This window comes from Pseudomonas sp. JZ134, from assembly GCF_051027695.1.
Lineage (GTDB): Bacteria > Pseudomonadota > Gammaproteobacteria > Pseudomonadales > Pseudomonadaceae > Chryseomonas > Chryseomonas luteola.
Map to the genome: position 1 here is coordinate 975,261 of NZ_CP069250.1, position 18,030 is coordinate 993,290.

At 57.8% G+C, this 18,030-nt stretch carries 17 protein-coding genes; 12 read left to right on the plus strand and 5 right to left on the minus strand.

Features of this window, described 5'->3' with window-relative positions; all coding sequences use genetic code 11:
- Window positions 1-40 precede the first annotated feature (40 nt).
- Window positions 41-802 carry an AraC family transcriptional regulator gene (locus JQR86_RS04390; RefSeq protein ID WP_208825622.1) on the plus strand — a complete coding sequence of 254 codons (762 nt, stop codon included), beginning with the start codon at window positions 41-43 and terminating at the stop codon, window positions 800-802.
- Here JQR86_RS04390 and JQR86_RS04395 read toward each other — a convergent pair.
- On the minus strand, window positions 799-1,719 hold the full coding sequence (locus tag JQR86_RS04395) for a dihydrodipicolinate synthase family protein (protein WP_434154400.1): 921 nt from the start codon (window positions 1,717-1,719) through the stop codon (window positions 799-801). The genes JQR86_RS04390 and JQR86_RS04395 overlap by 4 nt on opposite strands.
- Before the next feature lie 212 nt (window positions 1,720-1,931).
- Between JQR86_RS04395 and JQR86_RS04400 the strand changes: the two genes are divergently transcribed.
- The 7 genes from JQR86_RS04400 (at window position 1,932) to pcaC (ending at window position 9,939) form a co-directional block, all read left to right on the plus strand.
- Window positions 1,932-2,777, plus strand: coding sequence for an IclR family transcriptional regulator (locus tag JQR86_RS04400; RefSeq protein ID WP_010795470.1), 846 nt, complete (start codon window positions 1,932-1,934; stop codon window positions 2,775-2,777).
- A 208-nt stretch (window positions 2,778-2,985) separates the two neighbouring features.
- Window positions 2,986-4,326, plus strand: coding sequence for an MFS transporter (locus tag JQR86_RS04405; RefSeq protein WP_010795469.1), 1,341 nt, complete (start codon window positions 2,986-2,988; stop codon window positions 4,324-4,326).
- Window positions 4,327-4,580: 254 nt separating this feature from the next.
- Window positions 4,581-5,786 carry a 3-oxoadipyl-CoA thiolase gene (gene pcaF, locus JQR86_RS04410; RefSeq protein WP_312271425.1) on the plus strand — a complete coding sequence of 402 codons (1,206 nt, stop codon included), beginning with the start codon at window positions 4,581-4,583 and terminating at the stop codon, window positions 5,784-5,786.
- Between the two features lie 256 nt (window positions 5,787-6,042).
- Window positions 6,043-7,332: an MFS family transporter gene (locus JQR86_RS04415; protein WP_010795467.1), complete on the plus strand. Its 1,290-nt coding sequence runs from the start codon at window positions 6,043-6,045 to the stop codon at window positions 7,330-7,332.
- Window positions 7,333-7,347: 15 nt separating this feature from the next.
- Complete coding sequence (locus JQR86_RS04420; protein ID WP_434154401.1) at window positions 7,348-8,718, plus strand: 3-carboxy-cis,cis-muconate cycloisomerase; 1,371 nt, start codon at window positions 7,348-7,350, stop codon at window positions 8,716-8,718.
- Window positions 8,719-8,728: 10 nt separating this feature from the next.
- Window positions 8,729-9,517 carry a 3-oxoadipate enol-lactonase gene (pcaD, locus tag JQR86_RS04425; protein WP_434154402.1) on the plus strand — a complete coding sequence of 263 codons (789 nt, stop codon included), beginning with the start codon at window positions 8,729-8,731 and terminating at the stop codon, window positions 9,515-9,517.
- Window positions 9,518-9,528: 11 nt separating this feature from the next.
- Window positions 9,529-9,939 carry a 4-carboxymuconolactone decarboxylase gene (pcaC, locus tag JQR86_RS04430; RefSeq protein WP_010795464.1) on the plus strand — a complete coding sequence of 137 codons (411 nt, stop codon included), beginning with the start codon at window positions 9,529-9,531 and terminating at the stop codon, window positions 9,937-9,939.
- A 56-nt stretch (window positions 9,940-9,995) separates the two neighbouring features.
- Here pcaC and JQR86_RS04435 read toward each other — a convergent pair whose 3' ends face one another.
- Window positions 9,996-11,279 carry an OprD family porin gene (locus JQR86_RS04435; protein ID WP_074825059.1) on the minus strand — a complete coding sequence of 428 codons (1,284 nt, stop codon included), beginning with the start codon at window positions 11,277-11,279 and terminating at the stop codon, window positions 9,996-9,998.
- Between the two features lie 569 nt (window positions 11,280-11,848).
- Entirely contained in the window at window positions 11,849-12,700 is an 852-nt protein-coding gene (sseA, locus tag JQR86_RS04440; RefSeq protein WP_312271428.1) for a 3-mercaptopyruvate sulfurtransferase, read from the minus strand.
- Between the two features lie 204 nt (window positions 12,701-12,904).
- On the opposite strand from sseA, the gene epsC reads away from it, so the two are divergent.
- Entirely contained in the window at window positions 12,905-13,852 is a 948-nt protein-coding gene (gene epsC / locus JQR86_RS04445) for a serine O-acetyltransferase EpsC (protein WP_010795461.1), read from the plus strand.
- Between the two features lie 286 nt (window positions 13,853-14,138).
- Here the strand turns inward: epsC and JQR86_RS04450 are convergent, their stop codons facing one another.
- Entirely contained in the window at window positions 14,139-14,270 is a 132-nt protein-coding gene (locus JQR86_RS04450) for a hypothetical protein (protein WP_010795460.1), read from the minus strand.
- 294 nt (window positions 14,271-14,564) lie between these two features.
- On the opposite strand from JQR86_RS04450, the gene JQR86_RS04455 reads away from it, so the two are divergent.
- The 3 genes from JQR86_RS04455 to JQR86_RS04465 all read left to right on the plus strand — a co-directional run bounded on the left by JQR86_RS04455 (window position 14,565) and on the right by JQR86_RS04465 (window position 17,245).
- On the plus strand, window positions 14,565-15,707 hold the full coding sequence (locus JQR86_RS04455) for a hypothetical protein (RefSeq protein WP_074825049.1): 1,143 nt from the start codon (window positions 14,565-14,567) through the stop codon (window positions 15,705-15,707).
- 280 nt (window positions 15,708-15,987) lie between these two features.
- Window positions 15,988-16,938: a curved DNA-binding protein gene (gene cbpA, locus JQR86_RS04460; RefSeq protein ID WP_434154403.1), complete on the plus strand. Its 951-nt coding sequence runs from the start codon at window positions 15,988-15,990 to the stop codon at window positions 16,936-16,938.
- A 1-nt stretch (window position 16,939) separates the two neighbouring features.
- Window positions 16,940-17,245 carry a chaperone modulator CbpM gene (locus tag JQR86_RS04465; protein WP_074825044.1) on the plus strand — a complete coding sequence of 102 codons (306 nt, stop codon included), beginning with the start codon at window positions 16,940-16,942 and terminating at the stop codon, window positions 17,243-17,245.
- Window positions 17,246-17,287: 42 nt separating this feature from the next.
- Here the strand turns inward: JQR86_RS04465 and JQR86_RS04470 are convergent, their stop codons facing one another.
- Complete coding sequence (locus tag JQR86_RS04470; RefSeq protein ID WP_374940334.1) at window positions 17,288-17,980, minus strand: TIGR04211 family SH3 domain-containing protein; 693 nt, start codon at window positions 17,978-17,980, stop codon at window positions 17,288-17,290.
- Window positions 17,981-18,030 lie beyond the last annotated feature (50 nt).

Below are 18,030 nucleotides of genomic sequence, written 5' to 3' on the forward strand. Positions count from 1 at the left end.
CGAACGCGACAGGCAGGCTCCAGGTTTTGCCCCTGAGCAGATGACAGCCTGGTGTGAGGGGCTTGCCGCAGAGCGCCCTGAAGACTTAGAAACCTTGCTTAACAGCGTTGCGCTGATTGCTCCGCTTCTCAATGCGATTCCCAATGTGGTCTTCTTTATTAAGGATCTAGACGCACGTTACCTCTTGGCCAACCTGACGTTGGCGAGACGGTGTGGGTTCAAGACGGTTGCGCCTCTCTTGGGCAAGACGTCCGCTGAGGTCTTTCCGGCGAATCTAGGACCGCTCTATACCGAGCAGGACCACGAGGTGCTTCGCGGAGCGATCATCGAGGACAAGCTTGAGCTGCATTTTTACAACGGTCGTGAGCCAGGGTGGTGTCTGACCTACAAGCTGCCCTTGAAAGGGCATTCAGGGCAGGTGTTGGGCATGGCTGGCATTTCCTATGACTTGCAAGCCGCGCAGGATAACCACCCGGCGTATCAACGGCTTGCAGCGGTCGATAAACACATTCGTGCCCATTACACCCGTCCGATCGCACTGGCAGAGCTGACCGCCATCGCAGAGCTTTCCGTGGCTCAGTTGGAGCGCTATTGCAAGCGGATCTTTCATCTCACGCCCCGCCAGATGATCCATAAGGTGCGTCTGGAAAAAGCCTCTCAATTGCTGGGGACGACGATGCCGATCACCGATATTGCCTTGCAGTGCGGCTACACCGATCACAGCGCCTTTAGCCGCCAGTTCAAGGCACTGACAGGACTCACGCCCCGGCAGTTTCGGCAGGCTGCCAGCGACGCAGCTTAAAGCCCGACGTCAGGCAGCGCAGGACGTTGGGTCAGCGCGTTGTCCACAATCGCTTTCACTTCATCACGGGCAGCCTCTTCAAGGCTCAGGCGAGGAGGACGGGTGACGGCTGAACCACGGCCTAGTATCTCTTCGCAGAGCTTGATGCACTGGACCAGGTCAGGGCGGGCGTCCAGATGTAGCAGGGGCATGAACCATTGATAGAGCGACAGGGCTTCGTCGAAACGCTTTTGCATGGCGAGGCGGAACAGGGTTTCGCCTTCCCTGGGAAACGCATTGGACATGCCGGATACCCAACCGACGGCCCCTACAGCAATGCTTTCGAGCACTACATCATCCAGGCCGGCAAAGAGTACGAAGCGATCACCCACAGCGTTGCGCAGGTCAATAAAGCGGCGAGTATCACCTGAGGAATCTTTGAAGCAGACGATATTCTCGCAGTCCTTGAGCGAGGCCAGGATGTCCGGCGTAACGTCGTTCTTGTACACCGGCGGATTGTTGTAGACCATGACCGGAAGATCGGTCGAAGTCGCAACGCTGCGAAAGTGCATGGCGGTTTCGTGGGGCTTGGCAGAGTAGACCAGCGCGGGCATAACCATCACACCGTCCACGCCAGCAAAGCGCGCCTCGTTAACCATCTTCTGTGCGAAGGCGGTAGTAAACTCGGCTACGCCGGCAATCACGGGTACGCGTCCGGCCGCCGCCGCTTTGGCGGTCTCGATGACCGATACCTTTTCCGTCGTGGTAAGCGAAGTGTTTTCTCCAACGGTGCCGCACACTACAAGCCCGGACACACCATCCGCCACGAGATTGCTGACCACGCGGTGAGTGGCGTCCAGGTCCAGAGAAAAGTCAGGCTTGAACTGAGTGCTGACAGCCGGAAAGACGCCGCGCCAGTTGATCGCTTGATGTCCCATGGTCGTTATCCCTTTAGCGATAGACAGATGCCTACAGGGTGAACCGCCACCGCTCTTATGGCTTGAGATTTTTCCCCAGGTGCGAGGACGAAATCGGCACAGTGACGATCTGTAAGTGGCCTATAAACGAACAAGACTGCGTTTGTCGTATTGCGATTATCGATCAGATGCTTCGATAATCGGCCAAATCAGACAGCGGCCGGGCAGAGATCATGGATAACTCGAATTCGCGTGACCCTCACAGCTTTGGCGCACCGCCTATCATTGCATCGCCGGCCAAGCGGATCGAGGCCTTCACGGGCGATCCAAACTTCATGACGTCCCTTGCGCGTGGCTTGGCTGTGATCCATGCCTTTCAGGAGCGCAAGCGGCATCTGACCATCGCGCAGATCAGCCACCGAACCGAGATCCCCCGCGCGGCGGTTCGGCGTTGCCTGCATACGTTGATGAAGCTGGGCTACGTGACCACCGATGGACGGACCTATTCACTATTACCCAAGGTGCTGACGTTGGGCCATGCCTATCTGTCATCCACGCCCATGGCGCTCACCGCCCAACCCATTCTGGATCGCCTGAGCGAGCAGCTGCATGAGGCCTGCTCCGTCGCCACGCTTGAGGGCGATGAGGTGTTGTACATCGCCCGGTCCGCCACACCGCTGCGGCTGATTTCGGTCGATCTGAGCGTTGGCAGCCGGCTTCCGGCCTACTGCACCTCCATGGGCCGTATTCTGCTGGCGGCTCTGGATGATGCTGCCCTTCAGGATTACTTCGAGCGTGCTGACCTGCAGATCAAGACCAGTCGCACACTGCATACGCCAGAAAAGCTGTTGCCCTGTCTCGAGCAGATCCGGCAGCAGGGCTGGTGCGTCGTTGACCAGGAACTGGAGGTCGGGCTTCGTTCATTGGCCGTACCGGTACTGGATGCCTCAGGTCAGGTCATGGCTGCCATGAACGTGGGCACCCATGCCAGCCGCATCACCCGGCAGGAGCTGGAGCGCCGCTTCCTGCCTCTTTTACTCAAGGCCAGCCAGGAACTCAGCTCCAAGCTCTTTCACTGAAACTGTTCGCTAATCGAACCTTTAGCCGTTAATCGAATTGTGCAGTGCGTGCCTGCTCCGTAGGGTAGAGGCACGTTGCCAGCCGGCACGCCTGATAAAAACAACAGAGTCCGCCTATGTTCTGCATGAGTTCTCCCGTGAACGGGATGGTGCATGCGCATCGCTCCGATGCGCTTTCTTTCTATTCGTGGATGATGGAGGCCTTGTCATGACGGGGGCCTCGACGAACACGACACTTGATGTTCAGACATTTATCAATGCCCAGCCGCTGAGCCGCTATCAGTGGCGAATCGTGGTGTTGTGCTTTTTGATCGTTTTCCTGGATGGCCTGGACACTGCTGCCATGGGGTTTATCGCACCGGCGTTGACCCAGGACTGGGGTATCGATCGAGCAAGCCTTGGACCGGTCATGAGCGCTGCCCTGGTTGGGATGGTGTTTGGTGCGTTGGGCTCGGGACCGTTGGCGGACCGGTTCGGCCGTAAGGTCGTGCTGGTTGCCGCCGTTTCCATCTTTGGACTTTTCAGCGTGATCTCGGCCTACAGCGGTACGGTGGATCAACTGGTCATTCTGCGATTTCTGACCGGCCTTGGCCTAGGCGCCGCCATGCCGAACGCCACGACACTGCTGTCCGAATACACCCCGGAGCGGCTCAAGTCGTTACTGGTAACCAGCATGTTCTGTGGTTTCAATTTGGGCATGGCGTGTGGCGGGTTCATCTCTGCCAAGCTGATTCCGGCGTTCGGTTGGCATAGCCTGCTGTTGCTCGGGGGCTTGCTACCGATGGCTCTGGCAGTGGTGCTGCTGCTGTGGTTGCCGGAATCGGCCCGTTATCTGGTGGTGCATAACCGGGGCGTGGCACGGATTCGCAAGGCCTTGCTGCCCATCGGCCCAAGTATCGTGCAGCAGGCCAGGGAGTTCAGCGTACCAGAGCAGCGCACAGTCAAGGCGCGCAATGTCTTTGCCGTTATTTTCTCCAAGGCGTGTGGGCTGGGCACAGTACTGCTCTGGCTGACCTACTTCATGGGACTTGTCATCGTATACCTGCTGACAAGCTGGTTGCCTACCCTGATGCGCGACAGCGGGGCAAGTATGGAGCAGGCTGCATTCATTGGAGCCCTGTTCCAGTTTGGTGGCGTGCTTAGCGCGGTAGCCGTGGGCTGGGCGATGGACCGGATCAATCCACACTGGGTCATTGGCACGTTTTACCTGTTGGCTGGTGTCTTTGCGTATTGTGTCGGGCAGAGCCTGGGCCACGTGACGCTGCTGGCTACGCTGGTACTGGTTGCGGGGATGTGCATCAACGGTGCGCAGTCCGCCATGCCTTCACTGGCGGCACGCTTCTACCCGACCCAGGGTCGTGCCACAGGGGTGTCCTGGATGCTGGGTATCGGACGCTTCGGTGCCATTCTGGGGGCCTGGATGGGGGCCACTCTACTGGGGCTGGGATGGAATTTCGAGCAGGTGCTGACTGCGCTGGTGGTGCCTGCTGCGCTGGCTACGGCGGCTGTAGTGATCAAGGGTATCGTCAGTCATTCTGATGCGTCATAAGGCCTTTTCGAATCACGCAACCGCATACGGGAACAGATAAACATGTTCGATAATCGACCGTAGATTCGATTATCGGATTGTCTGCTTGCAGCCTTGCGGCTTACTGTTCCGTTCAACATCACTCGCCTGGTCTTCCGTCCGGGCGAGTACGACCCAGGTAGCTGGCACCCTCGATTTCAGGTGCTGCCATGACCGTCACACCGCCTCCTTACCCATGGGCCATCGGCCCGCCCAGGAGCGGTATCAGGAGACTCATGATGCGTGATGTATTCATCTGCGATGCCGTTCGTACACCTATTGGACGCTTTGGCGGTGCGCTGTCCAGCGTCCGTGCCGATGATCTGGCGGCTATTCCGCTCAAGGCGCTGATGGAGCGCAACCCTGGAGTGCAGTGGGCGGAAGTCGATGAGGTATTCATGGGCTGCGCCAACCAGGCGGGCGAGGATAACCGTAACGTGGCGCGTATGGCGCTTCTATTAGCAGGCCTTCCGGAAACCGTACCGGGCGTTACCTTGAATCGCCTTTGCGCGTCGGGAATGGACGCCGTTGGGACAGCCTACCGCGCCATTGCCACAGGCGAGATGGAACTGGCTATTGCCGGCGGTGTGGAATCGATGTCCCGCGCTCCGTTCGTGATGGGCAAGGCGGACACTGCGTTTTCCCGCGGACAGAAGATCGAAGACACCACCATCGGCTGGCGCTTCGTGAACCCATTGATGAAACAGAAGTACGGTACCGATTCCATGCCGGAAACGGCAGACAATGTCGCGCAGGATCACAATGTTTCCCGGGCCGATCAGGATGCCTTTGCGTTGCGCAGCCAACAGCGCACGGCGGCTTCCCAGGAGAGCGGCTTCTTTGCCGAAGAAATCGTGCCGGTGCGAATCGTCCACAAGAAAGGCGAGACGATCGTCGATAAGGACGAGCATCCACGCCCTGATACCACGCTGGAGATGCTGGCCAAGCTCAAGCCCGTCAATGGGCCCGACAAGACCGTCACGGCGGGTAATGCCTCGGGTGTGAATGACGGCGCTGCGGCCATGATCATCGCCTCGGCCGAGGCCGTGCAGAAGTATGGCCTCAAGCCTCGCGCCCGCATTCTCGGCATGGCAAGTGGCGGCGTTGCGCCACGTGTCATGGGAATCGGCCCAGTGCCAGCGGTGCAAAAGCTGCTGACTCGTCTGGGGAAAACCATTGAAGACTTCGATGTGGTTGAGCTGAACGAGGCCTTTGCCAGCCAGGCCCTGGCGGTAGTGCGCGGCTTGGGATTACCGGACGACAGTGAAAAAGTAAATCCGCAGGGCGGCGCCATTGCACTGGGTCATCCGCTGGGGATGAGTGGTGCACGCCTGGTCATGACTACCGTGCATTGGCTGGAAAAGACCAACAAGCAGCTGGGGCTCGCGACCATGTGTGTTGGGGTTGGACAAGGTCTGGCGCTGGCAGTCGAGCGCATTTGAGATCGACGTCTTGGGCGCCTCGTACAACGGGGCGTTGATGAGGAATAAGGGTGATCTGCGCCAGCGCGAAGGATTTGCGGCTTTGCAAAGGAGAGAATTGTAAAAGGACATGTCTCACCAAGGCCTGCGAATCCGTCACGCGTAGGCGGCACACCCTGCGACAGGGCAAAGGCTGCCCTCTGTAGGGTCATTCACCGGCACGTCAGGATCGATTGCGTGCCGGATTATTCCTATTTCAATGACAAGAGCGGATCGAATGACTACCAGTTCCTATACGTTGGAAGAGCGTCGTAAAAGAATCTTCGCCATTGTTGGCGCCTCGTCTGGCAACCTCGTCGAGTGGTTCGACTTTTACGTTTACTCCTTTTGCTCCATCTATTTTGCTCACGCGTTTTTCCCCTCAGACGACCCCACCGTTCAACTGCTTAACACTGCCGGTGTATTTGCCGCAGGCTTTCTGATGCGACCCATCGGTGGCTGGATCTTCGGTGGGGTGGCCGACCGTTATGGGCGGCGTACATCAATGATGATCTCCGTGCTCATGATGTGCGCCGGCTCACTGGTGATTGCCTGCCTGCCCACCTACGACAGCATTGGCTTCTGGGCGCCGCTTCTTCTGCTCATGGCGCGACTTTTCCAAGGCTTGTCGGTCGGCGGTGAATACGGCACTACTGCAACCTATATGAGTGAGGTGGCGCTGAAGGGTAAGCGCGGATTTTATGCCTCGTTCCAGTACGTGACGCTGATTGGCGGGCAGTTGCTGGCGGTGCTGGTGGTGGTCATCCTTCAGCAGGTCCTGTCCGAAGAGGAGCTGCGTGCCTGGGGCTGGCGTATTCCTTTTGTGGTGGGTGCGGTTGCTGCCGTGATTTCGCTGTTGCTGCGTCGCTCGCTTGAGGAAACCACGACGGCAGAAAGCCGTGCTGCCAAAGAGGCGGGTTCGCTGTCGGCTCTGTTCAAACATCACAAGGCGGCGTTTTTCACTGTGCTGGGATATACCGCCGGTGGCTCGCTGATTTTCTATACCTTTACAACTTACATGCAGAAGTACCTGGTCAACACCGTAGGCATGCATGCCAAGACGGCCAGCGGCATCATGACCGGTGCGCTGTTCCTGTACATGCTGATGCAGCCGCTATTCGGTGCCTTGTCTGACCGTATTGGCCGCCGCGCTTCCATGTTGTGGTTCGGTGCGCTCGGCGCACTGTGTACCTATCCCATCCTGCTAACTCTGAAAACCACGACCAGCCCAGTCATTGCCTTTGGCTTGATCATCCTCGCGCTGGCTATTGTAAGTTTCTACACCTCGATCAGTGGCCTGGTAAAAGCCGAGATGTTTCCGCCACAGGTGCGTGCGCTAGGGGTAGGGCTCTCCTATGCCGTAGCCAATGCCTTGTTTGGCGGTTCGGCCGAATTCGTTGCGCTGAACTTCAAAGCCATGGGGCATGAGAATCTCTTCTACATCTATGTGTCCTGCATGCTGGTAGTAGCCTTCCTGGTAAGCCTGCGCCTGCCGCGCAGAGCCAGCTATCTGCATGACGATCACTAACAAGGATAAATGCATATGAGTCAGCGTCCGACCCATCAGCTCTTCGATGCCTACTTTACCCAGGCTGCGATGCGTGATGTCTTCAGTGATAGCGGGCGCCTGCAGGGCATGCTGGATTTCGAAGCCGCCCTGGCGCGAGCCGAAGCCGCGGTCGGCCTGATTCCCAAGGATGCCGTCGCACCGATCGAGGCGGCTTGCCGCACCGAGGCCTATGACCTTGCCGAGTTGCAACAGGCCATCGTGAGCAGCGGCAACTCGGCCATTCCGCTGGTCAAGGCACTGGGACGTGAAATCAAGCGTACAAGCCCCGAGGCCGAGCGCTATGTGCACATGGGCGCCACCAGTCAGGACGTCATGGATACCGGGCTTGTGCTGCAGATCCGCTCAGCCCTCGCGCTGCTGGAAGACGGTCTGACTGCCTTGGCTGATACTTTGGCCAAACAGGCTCGGCGCTATGTGGATACGCCTCTGGCCGGACGAACATGGCTGCAGCATGCAACGCCCGTCACGCTGGGTATGAAGATTGCCGGCTGGCTAGGCGCAATTACCCGTCATCGCCAACGGCTGGCTGAGCTCAAGCCGCGTGTTCTGGTGCTGCAGTTCGGTGGGGCGTCGGGCACACTGGCGGCGCTCGGTGACAAGGCCATGCCGGTCGCCGAGGCGTTGGCTAAAGAACTTGACCTGACACTGCCTGATCAACCCTGGCATACCCAGCGGGACCGCTTGGTAGAGGCCGCCAGTGTGTGCGGCATGATTGCCGGAAGCCTGGGCAAGCTGGGACGTGACCTTTCCCTGTTGATGCAGACAGAAGCGGCGGAGGTTTTCGAGCCGGCCGGGCAGGGGCGGGGTGGTTCCTCGACCATGCCCCACAAGCGCAATCCGGTCAGCGCGGCAGTCCTGATCAGCGCTGCGACCCGCATTCCCAACCTTGTCGCCACCATGTTCGCGGCCATGCCTCAGGAACACGAGCGCAGCCTGGGGCTCTGGCATGCCGAATGGGACACCCTGCCTGATATCTTCTGCCTGACTTCGGGTGCGCTGGAACAGGCGTTGCTGGTAGCCGAAGGGCTGGAAGTTGATGCCGAACGCATGCGCACGAACCTGGAGCTGACCCACGGACTGGTACTGGCCGAGGCTGTCAGCATTACCCTTAGCCAACGTGTCGGCCGTGAGCAGGCGCATCAGCTGGTCGAGCAGTGCTGCCGCAGTGCAGTCGAGCAGAAATGCCACCTGCGTGAGGCGCTCGGGCAGAACGAGACCGTGACCGCCGAGCTGTCTGCCGATGAGCTGGATCATCTGCTCGATCCTGCGCACTACTTGGGACAGGCCCGCACCTGGGTAGAACGCGCCTGTGCCGAACACCATTCACTGACGTCTGCTCGCTAGGAGGATTCCTGTGCCAACTGTGCAACTCGCCGAGGGCGAACTGAATTACCGTTTCGATGGCCGCGAAGACGCGCCGGTTCTGGTGCTGTCCAACTCGCTGGGCACTGACCTGCATATGTGGGATGATCAGATTCCCGCCTTTACCGAACATTTTCGCGTACTGCGCTATGACACACGCGGCCATGGCGGCTCCACCGTCACGCCCGGTCCGTACACCATTGAGCAATTGGGCCATGACGTTCTGGCGCTGCTGGATGCGCTCAAGGTTCAGAAAGCCTTTTTCTGTGGACTGTCCATGGGTGGACTGACCGGGCAGTGGCTGGCAGTAAACGCCAGTGACCGTATCCAGCGTGTCGTTATCTGTAATACCGCCGCCAAGATCGGAACGGCAGACGGTTGGAACGACCGTATCGATACGGTACTCAAGGGCGGTCAGGCGGCCATGGTCAACCTGCGCGATGCCTCCATTAGCCGCTGGTTTACACCTGAGTTCTCTCAGGCAGAGCCAGCCAAAGTCAAGCGCATTACCGACATGCTCGCAGCTACCTCGCCAGAAGGGTATGCCGCCAATTGTGCTGCCGTGCGTGACGGTGATTTTCGTGAGCATCTCAAGGCCGTTACCGTTCCGGTGCTTATCGTGGCGGGTATGCACGATGCCGTCACCACACCGGCCGACGGTCACTACATGCAGGCTCAAATTCCGAATGCCGAGTATGCGGAATTCGATGCTGCGCATCTTTCCAATGTACAGGCCGGCGAAGCATTCAGTCGCCGTGTCCTGGCTTTCCTGACGGCTTAGGAGATCTCGAGATGGACGAACGCGAACGTTATGAAAAGGGCATGGAGGTCCGTCGCGCGGTATTGGGCGATGCCCATGTGAATCGCAGCCTGGAAAAGCTCACGCCATTCAACGAGGAGTTTCAGGAGATGATCACCCGGCATGCCTGGGGTGATATCTGGACCCGTCCGGGCCTGCCGCGGCATACCCGTAGCCTGATTACCATTTCCATGCTGATTGGGATGAACCGAAGCGAAGAACTCAAGCTGCATCTGCGCGCCGCTGCCAACAACGGTGTAACGCGCGATGAGATCAAGGAAGTGATCATGCAGAGCGCCATTTATTGCGGTATCCCGGCGGCCAACGCGACCTTCCATTTGGCCGAGTCAGTATGGGATGAGCTGGGCGTGGAGTCACGCCAAACTCAATATGAAGGGCAGTAGGCAAGGCGTTATAAAAAAGCCCGTCGAAAGACGGGCTTTTTGTATTGACCTGGCGCTTACAGAATCGAGATCGGGTAGCTGAAGATCAGGCGGTTCTCGTCGACATCGTTGTTGCTGCCATAGTCGCGGCGGACCATAGAGTTTCTCCAACGCATGTTCAGGTCCTTGAGCGGGCCGCTCTGGAAGGTATAGGCCACATCGAAGTTACGTTCCCATTCCGAGCCGTCATCATTGGCAGCGTTGACGTAGATGTTGTCACCATGGCCGTAACGCGCCATGAAGGCCAGACCCGGAATACCCATAGCAGCAAAGTTGTAGTCGTAACGCAGCTGCCACGAGCGTTCCTTGGCATTGTCAAAGCTCTGGGTAAACATGTCGTTTACGATACTGCCGCCGCTGGAACCGTTAACGCTCAGCCAGCCGTTATCACCGCTGACGCGCTGATAACCTACGGTAAACTTGTGGCCACCAATACCGGCGGACAACTGTCCAGTGAAGAGTTTGTTGTCCAGGTTGCCCGCGCGCGCTTGGCCTTCCTCTTCACCGGTGAAGTAACCCAGATTCGCGCCCAGGCTCCAGTCCCCGAACTTCTGGGTATGGGTCAGGTTGAAGAAGTTCTGCTTGTAGACATCTTCGAATTGCGCGTGCCATACGCCAACCATGGTGCGCTTCTCGTTGAAGGTGTATTCACCCCCTACATAATTGAAGCGATCCGAAGAGGCTGCACGAATCTGACGGGCACCGCCGGTCGTGATGGACAGATCCTCCATGTTAGAGGAGTTACGCAGGCTCACCTGGCGAATCTGCGCAGCATAGAACGTGAAGCCGTCCAGTTCCTTGGAGGTCAGTGTCGCACCGCGGAATGTCTGAGGAAGCAGGCGACCATCGTTGAAGCGAAGCACGGGTACGTTAGGCATCAATTCGCCTAACAACAGATCAGTCTTGGAAATGCGAGCCTTGAAGGTAGCGCCCAAACGACCGAAATCATCGGCGGCACGCCCGTCATCATGTACCGGCAGCAACTGTGTACCAGCACGACCCCGACCGCTGTCCAGCTTGATTCCGTAGAGCCCGGTCAGGTCCAGACCAAAACCTATGACGCCCGGTGTGTAACCCGAGGTTGCCGTCATAATGAAACCTTGGCCCCATTCTTCGACCTTGCTCTGTTGAGCGCTGGTACCGTTGCGGAAATCCCGGTTGAAGTAATAGTTGCGGGTCATCACGTTGACTTTGGCGTCTTCCAGAAAACCTTCAGCATGAGCAGCCATCGGTAATGCCAAGGCCAGCGCAAGCGGTGTGAGTCCAATAAACGCAGGAACAGAGAGATAGCGAAGGGTCATTATTGTTGTACTCCCATGAGTAATGGTGCCGCACCTGAGCGCAATCTCTTACGGATTGATTTATCAGAGGCGGAGAGGCCCTGATCCTCAGGGCATTTCATGTCCGGCCTGAATAGGCAGCCGAACCTAAGCGGACGCGCAAACGCCTCCGCGAAATCTGGAAGAGGAGGGAATATCGGGCGGGAAAATTAAGGCCGTACAGGGTGCAATCTTCAACATTCAGGTTATTCCATTATTGAATTTATTGTGGAATTCACCCTTGTGCCTTATGGCCAGGGTTGTACGATGACGTGCCGCGATAATGCTATCGATTCGCTACCTAAAGCAATAGCCATTTGTTCGTTTATCGCACTTGAAAGACCGTATGAGACAAATGGCTTAACTGTATGCCTGATAACACTTTTAAGTAGCACATAAGCGGCCGAGCCCTGAAACAGCGTGGCTCAGGGAAGAAGATCTGTCTTGTTCGAGACCCTGGAAAAGGCGTCTATTAGACCAAAGAATAATCTTTGCAGCCTACGCCGCCGTGGTGGGGCGGTACCGTCAGAGGAGCGATACCGCGGGAATGATCAAGCCTGTCCTGTCGCTTTGGGGGTATCTGAGCGCGAGCCCCATTCTGTCCAGGAGCCGTCGTACAGGGCCCCTTCCGGTAGGCCTGCCACTGCCAGTCCCAGGAGAAGAACGGCAGCTGTCACGCCGCTGCCGCAACTGGTAACCACTGATCGTGAGCCATCCGCACCCGCATGTGCAAAGCGCGCGCGGAGCGTCTCGACATCCTTGAACGTGCCGTCAGCATTGAGAAGATCGGTATAGGGCAGGCTGGCGCTACCTGGAATATGCCCGGAGGCCAGGCCTGCACGCGGCTCGGGCACCGACCCCTCGAAGCGATTGGCCGCGCGTGCATCCAGTACCTGCTCGAGGCGGCTGTCGAGGTTGGCCTGGATATCGCCCAGGCCCCGTAGCATTCTGGCGTGGAACGTGGCTTCGAACGTCTGGGCCGGTACGACAGGTGCCGGACCTTGTTCTACAGGTCGATGTTCGCTCTGCCACTTGGGAAGGCCTCCATCGAGCACTGCGACCTGATCATGGCCGAAGAGGCGAAACATCCACCAGGCACGCGCTGCTGAAAACAACCCTTTCTGGTCATAAACCACAACGCGGGACTGGTTTTTGACCCCCAGCTCACCTACCAGCCGGGCGAAACGACCTTGGGAGGGCACCATGTGCGGCAGCGTTGTGTCCTGATCTGAAATCTCTTCGATATCGAAGAAGCGAGCACCGGGTAAGTGAGCAGCCTCATACTCGGCGCGTGCATGTTTCGACTCATTGGGCAGGTAGACACTGGCATCGAATATCACCAGGTCTTTGTTGCCCAATGCGTTGGCAAGCCACTCGGTACTGACCAGAGGGCCAAACGTCATAAGAGTTCTCCTGTATGAATGTTTCACTCGTGGTTGCCTTGACGCCAGGCGGTGCGGCGTTGGCAGGTCTGTCCCCATCCTATCCGATCGGGCAGGCGATGCGGTAAGGTACGAGCAGGCGTTGGGGCGCGCTCGATCAGCCGCAACGTTTTATTGTCGAACCCAGGACCGGCCCGCGCCGGTTCTTTTTCCAGGAACGTGGTAATGAGCGATTCAAATGCGGTGCGGGGTAAAGCCCCGGGGATCAACTGGCAACTGGAACGAATCGTAGATGAGCTGCATGACGCTCGTAACGAATGGCGTAGCCAGCATGGCCGAACGCGAGAACTGAGCAGCCGTGAACTGCCGTCGCGAGCGGTAATGAGCGAGATCCTTGAGTCGCTCTGTAGCGCCTTGTTTCCGCTCCGTCTGGGACCAAATGACCTACGTGCGGAAAGCGAAGACTTTTTCGTAGGGCATGTGCTGGACCGTGCACTCAATGCTCTGTTAGGGCAGGTACGGCTGGAGCTATGTTATACCGCTCGGCAGCGGGGAACCTCTGAGTGCTCGGTCGAAGATCCGGCGCAGCGCATTGTGCAGGACTTTGCCTTGGCATTGCCTGATCTGCGGCGTCTTTTGGATACCGATGTGCTGGCAGCCTACCGGGGCGATCCGGCCGCGCGCAGTGTGGATGAAGTGCTGCTGTGCTATCCCGGTATCCTGGCTGTTATCTACCATCGTCTGGCGCATCAGCTCTATCGTTCGGACCTGCCGCTACTGGCGCGCATGATTGCAGAGCTGGCTCATTCAGCCACGGGTATCGATATCCATCCAGGGGCGCAGATCGGCCCCAGCTTCTTTATCGATCATGGTACCGGCGTGGTTATCGGCGAGACAGCTATCATTGGCGAGCGGGTCCGGATCTATCAGGCTGTGACTTTAGGCGCCAAGCGCTTTCCGGCCGATGAGTCCGGCAATCTGCAAAAAGGGCATCCACGCCATCCGATCGTCGAGGACGATGTGGTCATCTATGCCGGCGCGACCATTCTGGGACGCATTACCATCGGTAAAGGCTCCACCATTGGCGGTAATGTCTGGCTGACGCGCAGTGTTCCGGCGTTCAGCAACGTGACCCAGGCCAACTTGCAAGGATGCTCCAACAGCGATCAGTAAAGGTGTCGCTCGGCAGGCTAACGCTTCAATACGCAACATGCCCTGACTGCCACAGGCATGAGGGGCACAATTGCTATCCAGGAATGATTGCGCCGGATGTCGAAGGCGGCAGCCAGGCTTTCAACGCTGCTGCGTTCGGTGATCCTGATCCGCCCCTGACGGCCTACCCATTGGCGCACCCGTGATGGACAGGCGTTGGGAAACATCAGGCAAAAAAAGGGTTGAAGCTATAGATATAGTCTTCAACCCCAAGACCGAGTAGAAGAAATCCGATCGACTGATCAGATCATGGTGAAATCGGGTCGCTGGCAGGGAAAGTTTCCTCTACGGCCTGGTCTAGCTGGTCGTCATCGACGTCACGATTATCGAGGTCTTCGTTTTCAGCGTTCTGGTTTTCGGGGTGCTTGATGTCGCTCATGTTCGTCTCCCGTTCGGGCCTTGTGCAGGCGTTATAAGTTAGGCCGCAGGAGATACTGAAGGTTCTGACCACCCATCTATGAAGCCTTTGGTCTCACTTGGGAAGTGTTAAAGGGCTAGCATTTTCAATCTTTCGATTGATACCCGTCGCTGCGCTAAACGGCGAATATAGCCTCCCGATTCACAATGCCTGATCGCTAGGGTGCCCTTGCAGGTTCTTGCGCAATGGTAATGCGGTAAAGGTCTCCCAGACCTTGCTGTACCTCTGGTGGAATAAACATTCATGGAGAGAGCTATGTTTATCTTCAAACCGCTCGCCGCTGCCGTTCTCGCGGTGTTAGCCACGCAAGCCTTTGCTGAAAATAATACGGCCCGACAGGACCAGCACGGTGTGCTCAATACGGCTACGATCGAGCAGTCCGGCTCCGGTAATGCCGCCAAGCAGTCGCATAGCGGCTACGCCAATGAGGCTCGCCTGACTCAGGTCAATAGCCAGGCCGGTACTGCACAGCAGGCACAGGCGGGCAATTACAACGTCGCGACTGTCGAGCAGGCCGACTCGACCACTGCCTACTCCAACCAATACCAGTATGGCTGGAACAATCAGGCGTCGGTCTCCCAGCAAGCTTCCGAGTCGGCTTCAGTCAACCAGAGCCAGACAGGCACTGCCAACGAAGCTGAAACCGAGCAACTAAACACGACCCAGGCAACCTCCCGGATTACGCAAAACGGCAACACTCACTGGGCCCATACGCTGCAGGAAGGGGCCGTGGCCAGTGAAGTATCCGTTAATCAACAGGGCGACAATCACACCGCTCTGCTGTGGCAGCGGGACGGCTCCAATAACGTTGCGACGGTCATTCAGACAGGGAACGATACCTCCGCCAATATCTACCAGCTGGACAGCCAGGGTTCCGTGGCCACGCTTGAGGTCAGTGGTGTGAATACCTCGGCCTATGTCACCCAGCGCGGTACGCAGCAGCAAGCCGCTGTCCGTATCGACGGTCAGAATGGCGGCGCCCTGGTCACTCAGGAAGGCAGCAATAACGACGCAGACACTACCCAGAGTGGTGTCTCGAACAGTATCGATGCTTTCCAGGCAGGTGACTGGCAGGCCGCTCAGCTCAGCCAAGTGGGTGACTACAACATTGCGACCGCCAACCAGACCGGGACTGGTAACGAGTTCTATGCCGATCAGACCGGCAACAGTAACGTCCTGTACGGCACGCAAGAGGGTAGCGATAACATCCTGAGCGCTTCGACCGAAGGCTCGCTCAATGAAATCACCATCGGGCAGCAGGGCGATCGTAACGTGGCGTATCTCAGCCAGCTGAGCGGGTCGGATAACCACATCACGCTACAGCAGACCGGTGCTGATCTACGGGTCAACCTGAGCCAATCCGGCACAGGCAACCGCGTCAATCTTATTCAGCAGTAAAACTGATCCTCTTTCGCGCACCGCCTTCGCACAGGCGGTGCGCGCCTGAAGCCGCTTGGCAAACGGCTGCCTTCCGTGTCTTTTTCGCAACCGGCACTGGATTCCTGGCGTACTGTCCACATCTTTATCGAAGGGTGTTTGTGTCGTGCACTGACCTGTATCAGCGCCATACCGGGCTGATAGGGCTATGGTTATAGACAGGCACGATCACCGGGCAGCGGCAGGCCTGTCATGGCTGTCTGCTTTTGACTGTTGTCGATTGACGAGACGGTGAAGTTCGATGGAATTCAAAGATTATTATGCGCTGCTGGGCGTCGACCCGGGCGCAGACGAAAAAGCGATCAAGACCGCATACCGCAAGCTGGCGCGCAAATACCATCCAGACGTCAGCAAAGAGCCGAATGCGGAAAGCAAATTCAAGGAAGTCTCCGAGGCCTATGAAGTTCTCAGAGATCCGGAAAAACGAGCCGAATACGATCAATTACGCCAGTATGGCCGGGCCGGGCAGCAGTTCGAGCCGCCGCCAGGCTGGGAGTTCAACGGCAATTTTGGCGGAGGAGGAGACGGGCAGTACGAGCGGCATTTTTCCGATTTCTTCGAATCTGTTTTTGGTGCCCGACCCGGTAGTGGGCGCGGCCAGGAGCGTAGTGCCGGACGAAGAGGGCAGGATGTGGAAATGGAACTGCCGTTGTTTCTCGAAGACACGCTGTCAGACGAGCCGCGGACCATCAACTATCGGGTGCCTAGCTATAGTGCGAACGGGCTGCGTCACGAGAGCGTACCCAAGAGCCTGAACGTACGCATTCCGGCAGGCGTGACCGATGGCGAGCGAATCCGGTTGAAAGGGCGGGGCGCCCCAGGGCTCAATGGCGGACCCGACGGCGATCTTTATCTGGTTGTCCGGCTGGTTCCTCATCCACTCTTCGATGTCGACGGGCATGACCTGCTTCTGACCGTTCCGCTTGCACCCTGGGAAGCTGCACTGGGCGCCAAGGTAACTGTCCCCACCTTGAGCGGGAAACTGCAATTGACCGTTCCGGCCAACAGCCAGGCGGGGCAGCGTTTACGTCTCAAGGGCAAGGGGTTGCGAACACGGAAGGGCGGCGCAGGGGACCTGTACGCCGTGATCAAAATTGTCATGCCCAAGACTCATGATGAGGCTACTCGGAAACTATGGGAGCAATTGGCGAGCAAGGCCAGCTTCAACCCCAGAAGTGAGTGGAGGGACTGAGATGACCACCGTAATCGTGGAATTTGACATCGAAGAGATCAGCCAGCTGGTCGATACGCCAGTGACTCACATCGTTGAGCTTGTCGAGCATGGCATCGTCGAGCCACACGGGCCGCGGCCAGAGGTATGGGTATTCGATTTGCCAGCGTTGCATACGGTACGCCGTGCCGTACGGCTGCAACGAGAGCTTGAGCTGGACTGGGCGGGCATCGCACTGGCGCTCGACCTGCTGACCCAGGTAGAAACCCTGCGTATGGAAAACCGCATGCTCAGGCAGCGGCTTGCCCGCTTTGTGCTTGATGAATAAGAGGAGGGCTCCAGGCACACATGCTGTGCCGGAGCCTGCCCTTTAGAACCAGCGATCGTTGCGCTTTCTGCGACCCGCAAATGACGGCAGGATCAGACCTGCCAACAGGCCGGCTCCGGCAATGCTGCCTCCGTAAACGAGATAGCGCATCATGACATCTTTGTTCTCATCACCCAGGCGCGCCTTGACGCTGCGAAGTTCGGACTGTGCGTCGGTCAGCTCGGCATCCAGCTGGCGCCGGGTCTGCTCAAGTTCATCTATGCGTGCTTTGCGGGCGTCCATGGTTTCCTGCATGCCCTGAACGCGGGATTTCCAGCTGTCATCGATCGTCTTGAGCTTGCTGCTCAGCTCGTTTACCTGCTGTTCCAGTTGCGGTACACGCTCTACCGGGCCTGGTTGTTCCTGTAGTTCGCTGGAACGAATCCATACCAGATCACCGCTTTCGCCTCGGATCTGGCTGTAATCACCTTGGGTGTTGACCAGCTCGACTTTCTGGCCGGACTTGAGTGATCCAACGATACGATAGCCATCGGTCGGGCCGCTGCGAACATACGTAGACAGCGTATCGCTGACCCAACGGTCAGCCGCCTTGTTTTCCTGGGCCTGTACCTGACCCAGACCTGCTGTAAGGGCTGCTCCGAGCAAACAGGCGCTCCAGGTAGAGCCTTTGGAAAAAATGCGTGTGCCCTTGGCTAACGGGGTACGAGAAAAAAGGGCTGCGAGAAAAGTGGGCATAGGCATTAAATGGTCATGTAATAAAAGTATGAGAGCCTGGACAAAAGGCC